The following is a 16,969-nucleotide window of genomic DNA, read 5'->3' on the forward strand; positions in this document are numbered from 1 at the left end:
TACCCCTTAAAACTTATATCGTGCGGCTTGAACTAACAAAATAGCCCAACCAATAATAAAACAAACGCCGCCAATTGGGGTGATAGGCCCAAGCCATTTCATGCCCGTTAATGCGAGTAAATACAAACTACCGCTAAATAACACAGTACCTGCAATAAAAAAACCACCAGCCCAAGTCAGGTTCATTCCCCACTTAATTAAGATAGCAATCGCTATAAGCGCAAGACCATGCACCATTTGATATTCAGCAGCGGTTTTAAAAATACCAATTGCGTATTCTGATACGCGACTTTTTAAACCATGGGCAGCAAATGCGCCTAGTATTACAGAGAACATACAAAATATACTGCCTGTCATTAAATACAGTTTGATCATTTTTTCTCTCCAATTAAATTAGCCATAAACTGCACAGCGTAATCCGCAGCCTGCTGTAGGTTTTCTTGTTCTGTAATACCACTTTTTTTACGAGGTTTTAGTGAATGGTCACCATCTCTTAGCCATTTGATTTCTGGCGGGTTAACCATTTTAAGCTCAGCAAGCTCTTGTTGATTACCAAACGTATCGCGTTCACCTTGTAGGACTATAAATGGGCATGGCATATCAACAAAATGTTCTATGCGAAGTTTTTCAGGTTTACCCGGTGGGTGAAAAGGATAACCAAAAGCCACAACGCCAGCAATATTGGCCAAACCTTGCTCAGTACAAAGCATAGAAGCCATACGCCCGCCCATCGATTTGCCGCCAATAAATAGCGGCAACTCTGGCTGATGCTCAGCTAAAACTTCGGCAAAATATGCAAGCAGCTTAGGTGCGCGATCAGGTGGTCTGCGCTTACCTGTCTCTTTAGCAATTTGCATATACTGAAAATCAAACAACGCCACATCAATATTTTGCTGACTAATCAATTTAGCCATTGTTTGCATAAATTCGGAGTCGCTACCTGCCCCTGCGCCGTGGGCAAATATAAATTGTGCACGCGCCTTGCCCGTAGCACTTTTAAACCACTGTAACATGTTAATACTCTTGTTCTTGCTCTACTAAGCTCAGCATCCAGTCTTTGAAGGAAACAATTTTACCAAGCTCTGTTTGTGATTCGCGGATCACTAAATAGTAAGCATTTTTACTTTCTAATGAGTGATTAAATGGAATGACGAGTCGACCCGCATCAATATCGGGCTTTGCTAATACGCTATTACCAATAGCGACACCCTGCCCATGTACCGCAGCTTGCAGCACCATAGACGAGTGACTAAAAATTGGCCCTTGGTTAACTTGCACATTTCGTACGCCAGCTGTTTTCATCCACGTTTTCCAGTTTTTACGGGTCGTATCATGCAATAAGGTATGATTCGCCAAATCACTCGGTTGATTAAGCGGTTTTGGGCCTGTTAACAATAATGGGCTACATAACGGCACTAAGTATTCAGTGTGCAGTTTATAAGTTTGCACCCCACTCCAGTGGCCACGACCATAGTAAATAGCAATATCGACATCGTCAGAAAGTGAATTTTCGTCCTGATCTTGCGCTTTAATTCGCACGTCGATTTCTGGGTGTAATTCATTAAATAAACTAAGTCTGGGTACTAACCATTGAATCGCAAAACTTGGCGTTAAACTTACTGTCAGTGAACCTTTCGCACCTCGTGCTAGCAATTTCTCTGTGGCATCAATCAGCTGGGTAAAAATCTCTTTAATATCCAGAAAGTAACCTTGCCCTTCTTCGGTTAACAGCAACGAGCGATTTTTACGTAAAAACAGTTTTAAGCCTAGATGCTCTTCTAAGGTTTTAATCTGGTGACTCACCGCAGCTTGCGTGACATACAACTCCTCAGCCGCTTTGGTAAAGCTCAGATGACGAGCAGCAGCTTCGAAGGCTTTAAGCGCATTTAAGGGAGGTAAACGACGAGACATAAACACCAAGCTTTGAATTAGTTTTTCTTATGCATCGATTATAGCGACACAAATAAAAAAAGGCGACCTTGGTCGCCTTTTTCGTACTAAAATACTTATACTTATACTTATATCATTATAAATCGCTTGCACTGGTATCGAGTGGTGCAAAGCTCTTAACTAAGTCATCAACCGCTTTCATTTGCGATAAATAACCTTCAAGCTTACTTAGTGCTAAAGCACATGGGCCGTCACATTTTGCTTCATTCGGATTAGGGTGCGCTTCAATAAATAAACCTGCAATACCTAATGCCATGCCACTGCGAGCAAGTTCTGCAGCTTGTGCACGGCGACCATCTGCAGAGTCAGCTCGGCCTCCAGGGCGCTGTAGTGCGTGCGTTGCATCAAAAATTACTGGCGCCATAGGCTTCATGTCATCCATACCAAGCATATCAACCACAAGGTTGTTATAACCAAAGCTAGTACCACGCTCACACAGTGCAACATTGTTGTTGCCCGCTTCATTAAACTTTTTAATGATATGACGCATTTCGTGCGGTGCTAAAAACTGTGGTTTTTTCACGTTGATGATGGCACCTGTTTTTGCCATCGCTACAACTAAGTCAGTTTGTCGAGCCAGGAATGCCGGTAACTGAATTACATCAACAACTTCAGCAACTGGTGCTGCTTGATGTGGCTCATGTACGTCGGTGATAAGCGGCACGTTAAAAGTAGATTTAATTTCTTCAAAGATTTTTAAACCTTCTTCCATACCCGGACCACGGTAAGAGTTAATTGAAGAGCGATTAGCTTTATCAAAAGACGCTTTAAACACGTATGGAATGTTTAGCTTTGACGTTACTTCTACGTAATGTTCAGCAATGCGCATTGCTAAATCACGTGATTCAAGTACGTTCATACCACCAAACAAAACAAATGGTTTGTCGTTGGCTAATTCAATCTCGTTAATTTTAATTAACTGGTTGTTCATTTCTATTCCTTAGGGTGCAACAGCTTGTAGCATTAATCCACAAATATAAGCCATGTAAGTACCTACACCATAGCCCAAAACAGCAAGTAATACACCTACTGGCGCAAGTGACGGATGGAATGCTGATGCAACAACGGGTGCTGATGCTGCGCCACCTACATTTGCTTGAGAGCCTACTGCCATATAAAACAGTGGTGCTTTAATTAGTTTCGCGACAATAAGCATTAAGCTTGCATGGGTAATCATCCAAATCACACCCAGTACAAAATACATTGGTGAGTCAAAAATCGCGGTAATATTCATGTGTAAGCCAATTGAAGCAACAAGGATATATAAAAAGCTTGATGCTACTTTTGAAGCGCCAAAAGCTTCAATATGACGAACTTTAGTAAACGATAAACTAATACCAATTGTGGTTGAGATAACGATTAACCAAAAGAATTTACTGTTTAAACTATACTCTTGCGCCCAAGGGAAGTTAGCGCCAAAAAACGGACCTAAAAAGTCGGCACAAAAGTGCGCAAGGCCAGTAATACCAAAGGCAATAGCAATGATCGTCATGTAATCATTTAAGGTTGGCATACGTGCATGCTCTGCGTGATATTTCTCTACACGCTCTTTAAGCTCTTCAATCGCACGGGTATCTGCACCCGTTTTTGCATCAATCGCTTTATGATTTGCAGCCATTAATAGCAATACGGCCATCCATAAGTTTGCCACAATCACATCAACGGTAACCATTGCAGAGAAGATGTCGCCGCCTACTTCAAACATTTCTTTCATTGAAGCTTGGTTTGCACCACCGCCAATCCAACTACCAGCAATGGTTGTCATACCGCGCCAAACCGCATCAGGGCCATGACCGCCAACGGCCTCTGGGTACACTGCACTCATCACTAAAATAGCAAGCGGTCCGCCAATAACAATACCCATAGTACCCGTTAAGAACATAATTAGTGCTTTTGGACCAAGATTAAGAATTGCCTTTAAATCAATACTAATAGTAAGCAATATCAAGCAAGCTGGCAGTAAATAACGTGATGCCACAAAATAAACATTTGAAGAGTGGCCATCAACAATACCAAAGGTATTGAGTAACGAAGGTAAAAAATAACAAAGTAGTAATGCGGGTACATACTTATAAAATTTTTGGCAGGCAGCATTATTACTGTGAGAGGTTTTAAAAATAAACCCCAAAATAACGGCAAGCAAACCAAGTACGACTGCGTCATTGGTAATTAGCGCACTGTGGGCGTCAGTCATAAATGTTCCTTTAAATTAGTGGTGTGTATTATTATTGTCTTCTATTTCAGCAATTTGGTGCTGAATTATTTCAATAGCAGGATCATCTGGGCATTCATTCACAAAATACTGAAGATCATCTCTTGCCATTTTTGGGCAATCTAACTGATTAAGAAGATAACCCCGATCACGACGCTCATAAGGGTCATCCCCTAATAATTCCATGAGCATCTCTACACAATGAAGTGCATGACCAAATTTACTTTCGCTGATAAACGACCATTTTTGTTGAGCTAGGTAAAGCTTATATAGCTCTTCATCAAATACTAGCTCCAGCGGCTCTTGTTCATCACCATTTTCTTCGCACGCGTTTTCTGGGGTAATATACCAACTTTGTTGGCCTGTACTAGGCTCAATTAAGTAGCCCTCTTCATCACTTATACCTACATGTACATGCACTTCTCCTTGACTCAAGGTAACACTCGCGTCAAGTTCAGCATGCTGTATTAAGTGGCAAAGTAAAATAGCCAACGTTGTTTGTGTGCCACTACGCATAGTAATCGTATAGCGAAAACTATTTAATGTATATTCGGGGACTTTTAAACTAGAAACACTAAATAACCAGTGTTGATAAAACGTATCGAGTAATTTATCAAGACGTTCGTGCGGCTCTTTTATTTCAGAACAAAAAGTAGCTACCGTGTCTTCAAGTTGATTTAGTGTCTCGTAGCAAGCCGATAAATCTACTTGCGGATCCCACTTTAATTCAGCATCAATACAACGATAAAGCACTTTAGATGAATATGCATCGAAGGCTTCATCTTGATAGGATTCATTTTGATCTTCAAACCAAGGAATGGTCATTTATACTGCAACATCTATTTCAAAAAAGAGCAGCTAGTTTACCTACTTTTGACCTAAGTTACCAATACTGAGCGATGAGATACAAAAAAGCGGTACGATGGCGCACGCCATCAAAATACCGCTTAGAGATTCTTACAGAAGAAGTGCTGTTTTAGCAGAAGCTAAATAGCCAATTGCTAATAAGATGACTGTGGTGATCGCAAGTAAAGCGACTTTCATACCCTGTGCGCTTTGTTTTGCTGCAACAACGCCAAGTACAATGTAAAGGATCACTAGAATGATCTTTTCTAATAACCACGATTGCTCTAGAGGGTTAAAGCCCGCCATAACAATTAATGCAACGGCTGATCCAAGTAATAAAGTGTCGATACTATGACTACCAATAAACACCACTTTATTTTTTGCTAAAGCGCCCGTCTTTAAACGTGAAAAAGAGCGAACATAAAATAATACTATACTCAACACGGCAAATAACATGTGAGTATGCTTTACTGCTAAATAATCCATACGACCCTAAACTTGTTTTAATTAATCTGGATAACGTACAAGTACGTCTTCTAATTCTTGAACGCGTTCATTAAACACATCAATCAACTTGGGATCAAATTGTTTACCCTTTTGTGCGTTTATTTCTTTTATAACATCATCAAGCGACCAAGGCTCTTTATAGCAGCGCTTATGACGAAGTGCATCATACACATCTGCAAGTGCAACAATTCGGCCAGCTATAGGAATATCTTGCCCTTTTAAACCTTTTGGATACCCTGCACCATCCCAACGCTCGTGATGCGATAAAGCAATAGTAGCTCCAACGTTAACAATTTCTCGTTTAGAGTCTTTCAAAATACTATGGCCTTTTTCAGCATGCTGCTTCATCACACACCATTCATCATCCGTCAGTGGTCCAGGTTTGTTTAATATAGAATCTGGGATACCTACTTTACCAACATCATGAAGTGGCGCTGCAAGGCGAATTAACTCTGCTTCTCGTTTGTCTAAGCCATAGCCTATCGCCAGCTCATAACAAATATGCGATACACGTTTTACGTGGTTGCCTGTTTCTGTTGAGCGTTGTTCGAGTGCTTCGCTTAGCCTAAACACTAGCTCTTGTTGTGTTGCTTCTATTTCTGATTGTAGTTGCACATTTTCGTAGGCTAACTGTACATTTTGCGAAAAAATTTCGATTAGATGGCGCTGTGTGTCGGTAAGGTGTTTTGGAATACCTGATATAAATAACATTGAGTTATGATTGAACTCACTGCAACAATAGGCAAATAAGTAGTTTTCTCGATAAACAATGGTTTTTTCTTTTAAAGCTTGTTGGCAGGCTTGCAGTTGCTCATCATTAAGCACATCTTCAATCGCCTTACCCTCACTGCGTTCAAACTCACCACTGCCCGAAAACACCACTAGCTTCTTTTGGTTATCCTGCGGGTTACTAGCCACTAAACTTGTTGAATACATTGCTTGGTCAACCGTACCGAGCAAAGAAGTAAGCTGCTGCATTACACCTTCGATAAAGCTCTCAAGTGAGTGAGTAGAAAAAATATCGCGTGATGCTTTAATGATTTTTTCAAGACCCAAGCGTGACTGCTCAATCGATAAAATGTCTCGATACGACCGTAAACTCGACATCACTACCGTAAACAGCTTTTGTGCTGTTAATTCTGTTTTCGACTTATAATCGTTGATATCAAAATTGACTATTACTTGTCGCTCTGGGGCTTGGCCCGGTTGACCTGTTCTTAGGATGATTCGGATATGATTGTTTTTAGCAGTTTCACGGATAAATTTAGCAACCTTTAAGCCGGCATCATCCGTTTCCATAACAACATCAAGTAACACAATTGCCGCATCAGGATGCTCTTGTATAACTTGCTTTGCCTCTTCCCCAGAATAAGCACTTATAAATTCAAGACGCTTGTCTTGAAATTCGAAGTCACTCAACGCAAGCTTTGTTACGGCGTGTACTTCTGGCTCATCATCAACCACGATGACTTTCCAACTACCTTGGAGCACTTCATTTACTTCATCAAGTGCTTCATCCGAAAACAAAAAATCATCCATTATAAGGGATCCTCAAAGGCTATGTACGCACAAGCCTTTTTGTTATTATTTAGGCCATTGTGCAAGTGTTACACGGTCATTACCGCCAAGATCTTTAATTGTAAGTATATGGCTATACGACATTTGTGCAAAAAAATCTTGAACTTTTGCCCGTTGCTGGTAGCCATGTTCAATTAAAAGATAGCCATTTGTTGCTAAATAGTCACGCGCCATAGTAATTATTTGTTTGATGTCAGCCATCCCGTCATCATCTGCGACTAATGCTGATAAAGGTTCAAAGCGCACATCTCCACGGCTCAAATGGTCATCATCATGTTCAATATACGGCGGATTGCTGACAATTAGGTCAAACTTTTCTTTTTTTACTGCACTAAACCAATTACTCAATGCGAAATGAGCATTGTGAATGTTTAGCCGTTGTTTATTTTCTTCAGCTAGTGCGACTGCATCAGCGACCCTATCGACACCAGTAACCTGCCAAGTTGGCATTTCGCTGGCTAGCGCAAGGGCAATAGCCCCTGTCCCAGTGCCTAAATCAAGCACCTTAGCACTTGCTGGTAATTCTAAACCTAAAGCATATTCAACTAAGGTTTCGGTATCAGGTCTTGGGATCAAGGTTGTTGGATTGACCTTTAAAGGAAGGCTCCAGAATTCACGAAAGCCTACAATATGAGCAACTGGCTCGCCGTTTAAGCGGCGCTGGCATGCTTGTTCAAAAGCAAGTTGTTGTTGTTCGGTAAGTTGTTTTTCTGGCCAAGTGAATAAATAACTGCGGGGTTTATCAAGAATGGATAATAACAATACTTGCGCGTCAAGCTTGGCGCTGTCACTGCTAGGCGTTAATAACGCCGTCGCAGTAACAAGTGCTTGTTCTATGCTTTGCGGCACGATTATTCATCGCCCATCGCAGCAAGTAAGTCAGCTTGGTGTTCTTGCATTAGTGGCTCAATGACACAGCCTAAATCACCTGCAACCACTTCATTTAAACGATAAAGTGTTAAGTTAATACGGTGATCTGTAATACGACCTTGTGGGTAGTTGTAAGTACGGATACGCTCAGAGCGGTCACCACTGCCCACTAAGTTACGACGTTCTGACGCCTCAGCCGCTTGACGCTTTTCATCTTCAGCTTGTTGTAAACGTGCACCAAGTACAGACATCGCTTTAGCACGGTTTTTATGCTGTGAACGTTCATCCTGACACTCTACAACCACACCTGTAGGAATGTGAGTAATACGAATTGCTGAATCTGTTTTATTTACGTGCTGACCACCAGCACCCGATGCACGGAACGTATCGACTTTAATATCTGCAGGGTTAATCTCAATTGCTTCTGCTTCAGGAATTTCAGCCATCACTGCCACGGTACAAGCAGATGTATGAACACGACCTTGCGATTCAGTCTCTGGTACACGTTGAACACGGTGAGCACCCGATTCAAACTTCAGCTGACCATACACGCCTTCACCAGAGATGTGCGCGATGACTTCTTTATAACCGCCATGTTCACCTTCGTTAGTACTTACTACTTCAACTTTCCACTTTTTAGTTTCTGCGTAGCGGCTATACATACGGAATAAATCACCGGCGAAAATAGCAGCTTCATCACCACCGGTACCAGCACGAACCTCTAAATAGACATTATTATTGTCTTTCGGGTCTTTTGGTAACATCAGAATTTGGATTTCGTCTTCTAATTCGGTAATTTGTGCTTTTGCTTCTTTATATTCTTCTTGCGCCATTTCACGCATGTCAGGATCAGAGTCTTTTAGCATCTCTTCAGCCGTAGCAACATCATCTTGTGCTTGTTGATAGGCTAAAAACGCTTTTACGATTTCTTCTAATTCTGAGTATTCTTTAGATAAGGCACGAAAGCGATTTTGGTCGCTGATCACAGAGGGGTCGCTTAGCAGCGCTTGCACTTCCTCATAACGCTCAACTAAGGTTTCTAATTTTCTATAAACAGACTCTTTCATTTAACGACTATTCCTGATCAATACCTAACATTTTCTTTAATTGGCTTAACTCGGCTGCTTCACCTTTTTTAGCAGCATCTTGAATGGCACGGGTAGGTGCGTGCATCAAGCGGTTGGTCAGTTTATTTGCCAACTCGAGTATAACTTTTTCTGCCTCTTTGCCTGCTTGCAGCTGACTGAGGGCTTTTTCAACAAGTTCTGACTTTATATCTTGTACATCGTTGCGATAATGGCGAATCAAATCCACCGAATCGAGTGAACGCAACCACATAGCAAATTCATCGGTACGAGAGCGAATAATGGTTTGCGCTTGTTCGGCGGCCTGCTCTCGGGCGGCGATATTCTCGCTTACTATGGCTTGTAAGTCATCAACTGAATACAAATAGGCGGCATCTAATTCGCCTACTTGACTCTCGATATCGCGTGGCACTGCAATATCTATAAATAACATTGGTTTATGGCGACGCTTTTTTAGCGCTTGCTCTACCACCCCTTTACCAATAATAGGTAAGGTACTAGCCGTTGAACTAATTACGATGTCCGCATCATGAAGGCGCTCAGGTAGCTGGGCAAGTGCAATCACATCCGCGTTGACATCGCTGGCAAGGGTCTTAGCACGTTCAATAGTTCTGTTGGCAACAGTAATTTTTTGCGGATTATTTTGGTACAAATGTTTAGCAACCAACTCTATTGTTTCACCAGCACCAATAAGCAGTACATTGGTTTTATCTAACTTGCCATATATGTGCTTTGCTAAATTAACCGCTGCGTAGGCAACCGAAACAGCGCTGGCACCGATATCGGTTTCAGTACGAACCTGCTTTGCTACTGAAAAGGTTTTTTGAAACAAGCGATCGAAGGTTACACCGATTGCATCGTGAGTCTTTGCATTGTGATAGGCTTGCTTTATTTGCCCTAAAATTTGTGGCTCACCAAGCACCAGCGAATCTAAACCACAAGATACTCGCATTAAATGATTAATGGCTTCGGTACCTTCGTGATAATAGATATTGTTGCTCAGTTCTTGTTCATCCAAACCATGGAAACTGGCTAACCAGTGCAACAAGGTTTGGGAATTACGCTCGGCAAGGCTACAATAGATTTCAGTTCGGTTGCAGGTCGAAACAATGACCGCTTCATTGAAATGCGCATGGCCACTTAATTGTTGTAACGCCTCAGACATTTGCTCAGGCGAAAACGCAACTTTTTCGCGTAATTCTACGGATGCGGTTTTGTGATTTATACCAAGTGCTACGATGGTCATATGTACCAAATATTGCTAAGCCCAGCTGTAAAGGCATTAATTTTACCAAAAATCAGCGGAATATGGAAAGTAAGGAACGACATTTGATTAAACAATATTTGATTTTATTCATATTTTTTTTATTTATCAGCGGTTGTGCGCAAAAAATTTCAACGGTTGATTACATTTACCCTGATTGGAAAACCCGCCTAGACCAACAGACCCAGTGGCAAGTACAAGGTAAAATGGCGTTTATCAGTACCGAGCAACGCCAATCAGCCAATTTAAATTGGCAACATGATGAACGCAACAGTGACATGGTTTTAACTAGCTTTATTGGCACACGCATTCTGTCGTTACAGCAAAACCCTCAAGGTGCTGTTTTAGAGTATGACGGCGACACCTACACAGATCAGGATGCATCTAGACTACTTTACCGGTTAACAGGCTTTTCAATTCCATTAGATAATGCCGCAAAATGGCTAAAAGGTACTGCACAGAATGAGCAAGCATCATTCGATGAACAAGGTCGTTTAAAAACACTGCTTTGGCAAGCAGAGAATGGTCAACAATGGCACATTACCTATGCAAATTACCGCAAGCAAGATGGTTATTGGTTGCCAGAAAAACTGACTTTAAAAAATCAACATATTCGTATTAAAATTCAACTTAATGATTGGCAGTTACATTAATCATGACACACATTTTAAAGCCCCCTTTCACATTAATCGCACCCGCTAAACTAAACCTATTTTTGCATATTAATGGTCGTCGCGATGATGGCTACCATGAGCTTGAAACCTTATTTACCTTTTTAGAATTTGGTGATGACTTAACATTTACAGTGACCCATGAACCCGATATCACTGTCATTGGCGATACAAACGGCATTGCTTTAACAGACAACCTTATATATAAGGCAGCTCGTTTATTACAGCAGCATTGTGGTTGCCAACAAGGTGCGACTATCGAGCTATTAAAACGTTTACCGATGGGCGGTGGTGTTGGTGGCGGTTCATCCGATGCGGCTACGACCCTACTTGCTCTCAATAAGTTGTGGGAGTGCGATTTATCGCTCGAAGAATTAGCTAAACTTGGGGTGACGCTTGGAGCCGATGTACCAGTGTTTATAAATGGCCACACAGCAATTGCTCATGGTATTGGCGAGCAACTAGAAAATGTAGAATTACCGCAAAGTTGGTTTTGTGTAATACATCCTGGGGAGCATGTCAGCACCGCGAAAATTTTTACCCATCCTGATTTAAAACGTGACACACCCAAGTTAAAAGTAGACTGGCAAACGGAAAATTTAGGCAATGATTGTGAGCCTTTGGTTAAAAAGCTCTGCCCCGAGGTTGAAAAAGTCCTGCAGTGGTTGCTAAAATACGCCCCGTCAAAGATGACTGGTACGGGCGCTTGTTGCTTTGCTGAGTTTTCAACCCAGGCACAAGCACAACAAGTTTTAGCTCAGTTACCAGATAAATGGACAGGTTTTGTTGCAAGTAGTGCTACACTTTCACCTGCTCATAAAGCATTAAATGCTCACTTTGCTATGAAGTAACGTACAAGTAAATGTTAACCTGCTTTGGTGTCTACCATAGCCTGTTAGTCCCAAAATTCAGTGCCTGAGGAACCCTACCGTGCCTGACATGAAGCTCTTCGCTGGTAACGCAACACCTGAGCTAGCTCAAAAAGTTGCAAAACGTTTGTATATTGAATTAGGCGATGCTGTTGTTGGCCGTTTTAGTGACGGTGAGATCAGTGTTCAAATTAATGAAAATGTTCGTGGTTCTGACGTTTTCATCATTCAATCAACCTGTAACCCTACTAACGATAACTTAATGGAGCTTATCGTTATGGTTGATGCCCTTCGTCGTGCATCTGCTGGTCGTATCACAGCAGTTATTCCATACTTTGGTTATTCACGTCAAGACCGCCGTGTGCGCTCTGCTCGTGTGCCAATTACTGCTAAAGTTGTTGCAGACTTCCTTTCTAGTGTTGGTGTTGACCGCGTATTGACGGTTGATTTACACGCTGAACAAATTCAAGGTTTCTTCGACGTACCAGTTGATAACGTATTCGGTAGCCCAGTGCTATTAGAAGATATGAAAGAACGCGACTTCGATGACGTTGTTGTTGTTTCTCCAGATATCGGTGGTGTTGTTCGTGCTCGTGCTATTGCGAAGCTATTAAATGACACTGACCTAGCTATTATCGACAAGCGCCGCCCACAAGCAAACGTTTCACAAGTAATGCACATTATTGGTGACGTTGAAGGCCGCGACTGTATCATCGTTGATGACATGATCGATACCGGTGGTACATTATGTAAAGCCGCTGCTGCTCTTAAAGAGCATGGTGCTAAACGTGTATTTGCGTATGCAACTCACCCTGTGCTTTCAGGTAATGCCGCTGAAAACATCCGTAACTCAGTAATTGACGAAGTGATTGTAACTGACTCAATTACCTTATCTGATGAGCTTAAAGCAATTGATAAAATCAAAGTGCTTACGCTTGCAGATATGCTTGCTGAAACAATTCGTCGTATCAGCAATGAAGAATCTATCTCAGCGATGTTTGAACACTAATCAACAACGCGAAGATATTCAAAAAGCACCGTCTAGGTGCTTTTTTTGTAGTCGTTATTTATTTTCCCCGAAAGGGGTGGTATGATAGCGCGCCTTTTGGCTGGGGACCTTGGTCGCAAAGGCCCTAAGACTATTAATTATTGGAGACATTATGTCAACTTATACATACAATGCAGAATTACGTACAGAAACAGGTACTGGTGCGAGCCGCCGCCTACGCCGTGAAGATAAAGTTCCTGCAATCCTTTACGGTGCTGACAAAGAAGCTGCATCTATCGTTCTTGCACACAAAGATATGATCAAAGCGCAAGAAGACGAAGGTTTCTACACGCACATCCTTACTTTAAACATCGGTGGCGAGTCAGTTGAAGCTATCCTTAAAGATATTCAACGTCACCCATTCAAGCCTAAGATCACTCACTTAGACTTCCAACGTGTAGATGCTTCTCACAAACTTCACACTAAAGTGCCAGTACACTTCATCGGTGAAGAGAAAGTAACTAAAGCAGGTAACACTGTTGTTCACCAATTAACTGAAATCGAAATCACGTGTCTTCCTAAGTCACTTCCTGAGTTCGTTGAAGTTGACGTTGCAGGCTTAGTAGCTGGTGATTCAATCCACCTTTCTGACCTTAAACTACCAGCAGGTGTTACATCTGTTGAGCTAGCTAAAGGCGCAGACCACGATCAGTCAATTGTTACTGTTAAAGCTAACAAAGCTGCTCCTGCTGAAGACGAAGCTTCAGAAGACGCTGCAGAATAATTTTTAAGGTGTCAACACCTTGAATTCTATTCAAATGCTTGTGGGCCTGGCTAATCCAGGCCCCGAATACGCAAACACACGCCATAATGCAGGTGCCTGGTTCATCGAAGAACTTGCTGCACGTTATAACTGCACACTCAAACACGATCCTAAATATCATGGCCTAACAGGCAAAGTGATCATTCAAGGCCAAGAATTTAAATTACTGATCCCTACTACTTATATGAATTTAAGCGGTAAGGCGGTGAGTAGTCTCGCTAATTTCTTTAAAATTCCTGTCGAAAATATCCTCGTCGCACATGACGAAATGGATCTCGAACCCGGGATTGCTAAACTAAAAAAAGGTGGCGGTCATGGCGGCCACAATGGTTTAAAAGACATTATCGCGAAAATGGCAAACCAAAAAGATTTCATGCGCCTTCGTATTGGCATTGGTCATCCTGGTCACCGTGAAATGGTTACGGGCTGGGTACTGGGTAAAGCCGCGAAAGAAGACCAAGAAAAAATGGATGCCGCAGTTGACGAAGCAGTTCGTTGTATGGAAATTCTTGCAAAAGATGGTGTGTTAAAAGCACAAAACAGACTACATTCATTTAAACCTTAAATCGTTTATTTGAAATTACACAAGGTATCTTACTATGGGTTTTAAATGTGGCATCGTTGGTTTGCCAAATGTTGGTAAATCAACACTATTTAATGCACTAACTAAAGCGGGTATTGAAGCCGCTAACTTCCCTTTCTGTACCATTGAGCCAAACACTGGCGTGGTTCCGGTTCCTGATGCACGCTTAAATGCGTTAGCTGCTATTGTAAATCCTCAGCGTATTTTACCAACAACGATGGAATTCGTTGATATTGCAGGTCTAGTAAAAGGCGCATCTAAAGGTGAAGGTTTAGGTAATCAGTTCCTTGCAAACATTCGTGAAACTGACGCGATTGGCCATGTTGTTCGTTGCTTTGAAGATGAGAACATCGTACACGTAGCAGGCACTATTGACCCTGCAGATGATATTGATGTTATTAATACTGAGTTAGTACTAGCCGATATGGATAGTGCCGATAAAGCACTTGTTCGTAACGCTAAAAAGGCAAAAGGCGGCGATAAAGACGCTAAAGAGCAAAATGCAGTACTTGAAAAGGTAAAAGCACACCTTGATGAAGGTTTAACTCTTCGTTCATTAGAGTTAACAAAAGAAGAAAAAGCAGCAATTAAGCCACTTAACTTCTTAACGATTAAACCGACTATGTACATTGCAAACGTTGCTGAAGATGGTTTTGAAAATAATCCATACCTAGACAAAGTTCGTGAAATCGCTGCTGCAGAAGATGCCGTTGTGATCCCAGTTTGTGCGGCTATCGAATCTGAACTGTCTGAGCTTGAAGAAGAAGACAAGTTAGAGTTTATGGCTGACCTAGGTTTAGAAGAGCCTGGTCTTAACTTAGTGATCCGTGGTGGTTACGAGTTACTTAAATTACAAACTTACTTCACCGCTGGTGTAAAAGAAGTACGTGCATGGACAATTCCAGTAGGTGCAACTGCGCCTCAAGCTGCAGGTAAAATTCACACTGACTTTGAGCGTGGCTTCATCCGAGCACAAACTATCGCTTTTGATGATTATATCGAGTACAAAGGTGAAAGCGGTGCAAAAGAAGCAGGTAAAATGCGCCAAGAAGGTAAAGAGTACATTGTTAAAGACGGCGATGTAATGAACTTCTTATTCAATGTATAAGCAGCTTCGCTGATAAAATTTTAAAAGGCTCGTTACTACGAGCCTTTTTTATTGCTTATCATCTTTTAAACTTGCTACTAACCACCATATCATTTGTCACTCCTAGCTATTTGCTAGATTTAACCGTCTATTCCAAGCAATGGACGCTTATCACGAACTTGGCAAATTGGTATTAGCGCCGATACAGCCAAACATAATTTGACAAAGGATTAAGGTTTTTTAGTGCTGGATTGTTCCGCTGTTAGTTGATTTACTACCAAACCACGTCTTTACTTAAAGAAACAAAGATCGAAATCGAGTGCTCTTTTAGCTGCAATCACTTTAAGAAATAAGTTCTTTTGTTGTTTTTAACAAGCAAACATCCTATAAAAAGAAATTATCTATTTTTGTTGCTTGATTTTTGTTTGAAAATCAAGCAACTTAAAATCAGTATTTAAACAGTTACAAAACACATTGCAGTTTTAAATTGGTAAATAGCAGTCAAAAAAACAGCAATTCAAATGAAATTTAGCCACTTAGCTTAATTTTAATGCAAACAAACACTGATAAGCGTTTTTTTGCAAAAAAGGTATTGACGGATTTAGGTCATATCAGCATAATACGCCCCGCACTCAGCGATGAAGTGCTAACAAAAAAGATGGCTAAGTAGCTCAGTTGGTTAGAGCACATCACTCATAATGATGGGGTCACAGGTTCAAATCCCGTCTTAGCCACCATTCTTTCTTGTTGCTCAATGAAGAGTTTAAAATAACTACCAGTACTTTTAGTACGAATGATGCGGGAGTGGCGGAATTGGCCGATGTCTTGATTAAGACGCTGGATTTAGGTTCCATTACTATAGACTTGCATCACACTATGTGCGGGAGTGGCGGAATTGGTAGACGCGCTGGATTTAGGTTCCAGTAACTTCGGTTGTGAGAGTTCAAGTCTCTCCTTCCGCACCATGTTCTTGATAAGAACTAAAACTATCAAGCTTTTGTTGGGATATCGCCAAGCGGTAAGGCAGCAGGTTTTGATCCTGCCATTCCCAGGTTCAAATCCTGGTATCCCAGCCACGATGGCTAAGTAGCTCAGTTGGTTAGAGCACATCACTCATAATGATGGGGTCACAGGTTCAAATCCCGTCTTAGCCACCATTCTTTATTTAGAATGGCTCTGCAGGAGTTTAAGCTGCACTCAATGAAGAGTTTAAAATAACTACCAGTACTTTTAGTACGAATGATGCGGGAGTGGCGGAATTGGTAGACGCGCTGGATTTAGGTTCCAGTAACTTCGGTTGTGAGAGTTCAAGTCTCTCCTTCCGCACCATGTTCTTGATAAGAACTCAAACTATCAAATTATTCTTTGTTGGGATATCGCCAAGCGGTAAGGCAGCAGGTTTTGATCCTGCCATTCCCAGGTTCAAATCCTGGTATCCCAGCCACTTTCTTAAAGTGACGAAGAATGCTCAATGAAGAGCTTAAAATAACTACCAGTACATTTAGTACAAATGATGCGGGAGTGGCGGAATTGGTAGACGCGCTGGATTTAGGTTCCAGTAACTTCGGTTGTGAGAGTTCAAGTCTCTCCTTCCGCACCATGTTCTTGATAAGAACTCAAACTATCAAATTATTCT

The 16,969-nt window shown here is 41.5% G+C and carries 17 protein-coding genes and 7 tRNA genes; 13 read left to right on the top strand and 11 right to left on the bottom strand.

Annotated features, from left to right (window positions below; translation table 11 throughout):
* Positions 1-6: 6 nt before the first annotated feature.
* The 11 genes from L1264_RS08345 to hemA form a co-directional block, all read right to left on the bottom strand.
* Positions 7-375 carry a DUF423 domain-containing protein gene (locus L1264_RS08345; RefSeq protein ID WP_168246725.1) on the bottom strand — a complete coding sequence of 123 codons (369 nt, stop codon included), beginning with the start codon at positions 373-375 and terminating at the stop codon, positions 7-9.
* Complete coding sequence (locus L1264_RS08350; protein ID WP_199525824.1) at positions 372-1,013, bottom strand: alpha/beta family hydrolase; 642 nt, start codon at positions 1,011-1,013, stop codon at positions 372-374. Before L1264_RS08350 ends, L1264_RS08345 begins: the two co-directional genes overlap by 4 nt.
* 1 nt (position 1,014) lies before the next feature.
* Positions 1,015-1,911 (bottom strand): transcriptional regulator GcvA, encoded by an 897-nt coding sequence (locus L1264_RS08355; RefSeq protein ID WP_063706073.1) that lies wholly within the window; start codon positions 1,909-1,911, stop codon positions 1,015-1,017.
* 115 nt (positions 1,912-2,026) lie between these two features.
* A complete protein-coding gene (gene kdsA / locus L1264_RS08360; protein WP_054561809.1) occupies positions 2,027-2,881 on the bottom strand; it encodes a 3-deoxy-8-phosphooctulonate synthase in 855 nt (284 codons plus the stop codon).
* 9 nt (positions 2,882-2,890) lie between these two features.
* Complete coding sequence (locus L1264_RS08365) at positions 2,891-4,144, bottom strand: DUF819 family protein (protein WP_135924147.1); 1,254 nt, start codon at positions 4,142-4,144, stop codon at positions 2,891-2,893.
* Between the two features lie 15 nt (positions 4,145-4,159).
* A complete protein-coding gene (locus tag L1264_RS08370; RefSeq protein WP_135924146.1) occupies positions 4,160-4,987 on the bottom strand; it encodes a tetratricopeptide repeat protein in 828 nt (275 codons plus the stop codon).
* A gap of 132 nt (positions 4,988-5,119) precedes the next feature.
* The gene (locus L1264_RS08375) at positions 5,120-5,494 is read right to left on the bottom strand and encodes a SirB2 family protein (RefSeq protein ID WP_199525825.1); all 375 of its coding nucleotides are present in this window, start codon (positions 5,492-5,494) and stop codon (positions 5,120-5,122) included.
* Between the two features lie 21 nt (positions 5,495-5,515).
* Positions 5,516-7,054: a DUF3369 domain-containing protein gene (locus L1264_RS08380; RefSeq protein ID WP_199525826.1), complete on the bottom strand. Its 1,539-nt coding sequence runs from the start codon at positions 7,052-7,054 to the stop codon at positions 5,516-5,518.
* A 45-nt stretch (positions 7,055-7,099) separates the two neighbouring features.
* On the bottom strand, positions 7,100-7,942 hold the full coding sequence (gene prmC, locus L1264_RS08385) for a peptide chain release factor N(5)-glutamine methyltransferase (RefSeq protein WP_199525828.1): 843 nt from the start codon (positions 7,940-7,942) through the stop codon (positions 7,100-7,102).
* 2 nt (positions 7,943-7,944) lie between these two features.
* Positions 7,945-9,030 carry a peptide chain release factor 1 gene (gene prfA, locus L1264_RS08390; protein ID WP_135924142.1) on the bottom strand — a complete coding sequence of 362 codons (1,086 nt, stop codon included), beginning with the start codon at positions 9,028-9,030 and terminating at the stop codon, positions 7,945-7,947.
* Positions 9,031-9,037: 7 nt separating this feature from the next.
* Positions 9,038-10,294, bottom strand: coding sequence for a glutamyl-tRNA reductase (hemA, locus tag L1264_RS08395; RefSeq protein ID WP_171040414.1), 1,257 nt, complete (start codon positions 10,292-10,294; stop codon positions 9,038-9,040).
* 83 nt (positions 10,295-10,377) lie between these two features.
* Here hemA and lolB point away from each other — a divergent pair, with 83 nt between their 5' ends.
* The 13 genes from lolB (at position 10,378) to L1264_RS08460 (ending at position 16,933) form a co-directional block, all read left to right on the top strand.
* Entirely contained in the window at positions 10,378-10,965 is a 588-nt protein-coding gene (gene lolB / locus L1264_RS08400; RefSeq protein WP_135924140.1) for a lipoprotein insertase outer membrane protein LolB, read from the top strand.
* Positions 10,966-10,967: 2 nt separating this feature from the next.
* Positions 10,968-11,834, top strand: a complete 867-nt coding sequence (ispE, locus tag L1264_RS08405) for a 4-(cytidine 5'-diphospho)-2-C-methyl-D-erythritol kinase (RefSeq protein WP_135924139.1) — start codon at positions 10,968-10,970, stop codon at positions 11,832-11,834.
* A 79-nt stretch (positions 11,835-11,913) separates the two neighbouring features.
* Positions 11,914-12,861: a ribose-phosphate pyrophosphokinase gene (locus L1264_RS08410; RefSeq protein WP_135924138.1), complete on the top strand. Its 948-nt coding sequence runs from the start codon at positions 11,914-11,916 to the stop codon at positions 12,859-12,861.
* A 151-nt stretch (positions 12,862-13,012) separates the two neighbouring features.
* The gene (locus L1264_RS08415) at positions 13,013-13,624 is read left to right on the top strand and encodes a 50S ribosomal protein L25/general stress protein Ctc (RefSeq protein ID WP_135924137.1); all 612 of its coding nucleotides are present in this window, start codon (positions 13,013-13,015) and stop codon (positions 13,622-13,624) included.
* 19 nt (positions 13,625-13,643) lie between these two features.
* Entirely contained in the window at positions 13,644-14,228 is a 585-nt protein-coding gene (gene pth / locus L1264_RS08420; protein ID WP_135924136.1) for an aminoacyl-tRNA hydrolase, read from the top strand.
* 34 nt (positions 14,229-14,262) lie between these two features.
* Positions 14,263-15,354: a redox-regulated ATPase YchF gene (gene ychF, locus L1264_RS08425; RefSeq protein WP_135924135.1), complete on the top strand. Its 1,092-nt coding sequence runs from the start codon at positions 14,263-14,265 to the stop codon at positions 15,352-15,354.
* Positions 15,355-15,993: 639 nt separating this feature from the next.
* Positions 15,994-16,070 (top strand) — tRNA-Met (locus L1264_RS08430).
* Between the two features lie 143 nt (positions 16,071-16,213).
* Positions 16,214-16,298, top strand: a tRNA-Leu gene (locus L1264_RS08435).
* 36 nt (positions 16,299-16,334) lie between these two features.
* A tRNA-Gln gene (locus L1264_RS08440) sits at positions 16,335-16,409 on the top strand.
* Positions 16,410-16,413: 4 nt separating this feature from the next.
* Positions 16,414-16,490: transfer RNA gene (locus L1264_RS08445), tRNA-Met, on the top strand.
* Positions 16,491-16,577: 87 nt separating this feature from the next.
* Positions 16,578-16,662, top strand: a tRNA-Leu gene (locus L1264_RS08450).
* Positions 16,663-16,702: 40 nt separating this feature from the next.
* Positions 16,703-16,777 (top strand) — tRNA-Gln (locus L1264_RS08455).
* Between the two features lie 71 nt (positions 16,778-16,848).
* Positions 16,849-16,933, top strand: a tRNA-Leu gene (locus L1264_RS08460).
* Positions 16,934-16,969: the final 36 nt, after the last annotated feature.

The organism is Pseudoalteromonas sp. APAL1 (assembly GCF_021532475.1).
GTDB classification, from domain to species: Bacteria; Pseudomonadota; Gammaproteobacteria; order Enterobacterales; family Alteromonadaceae; genus Pseudoalteromonas; species Pseudoalteromonas lipolytica_C.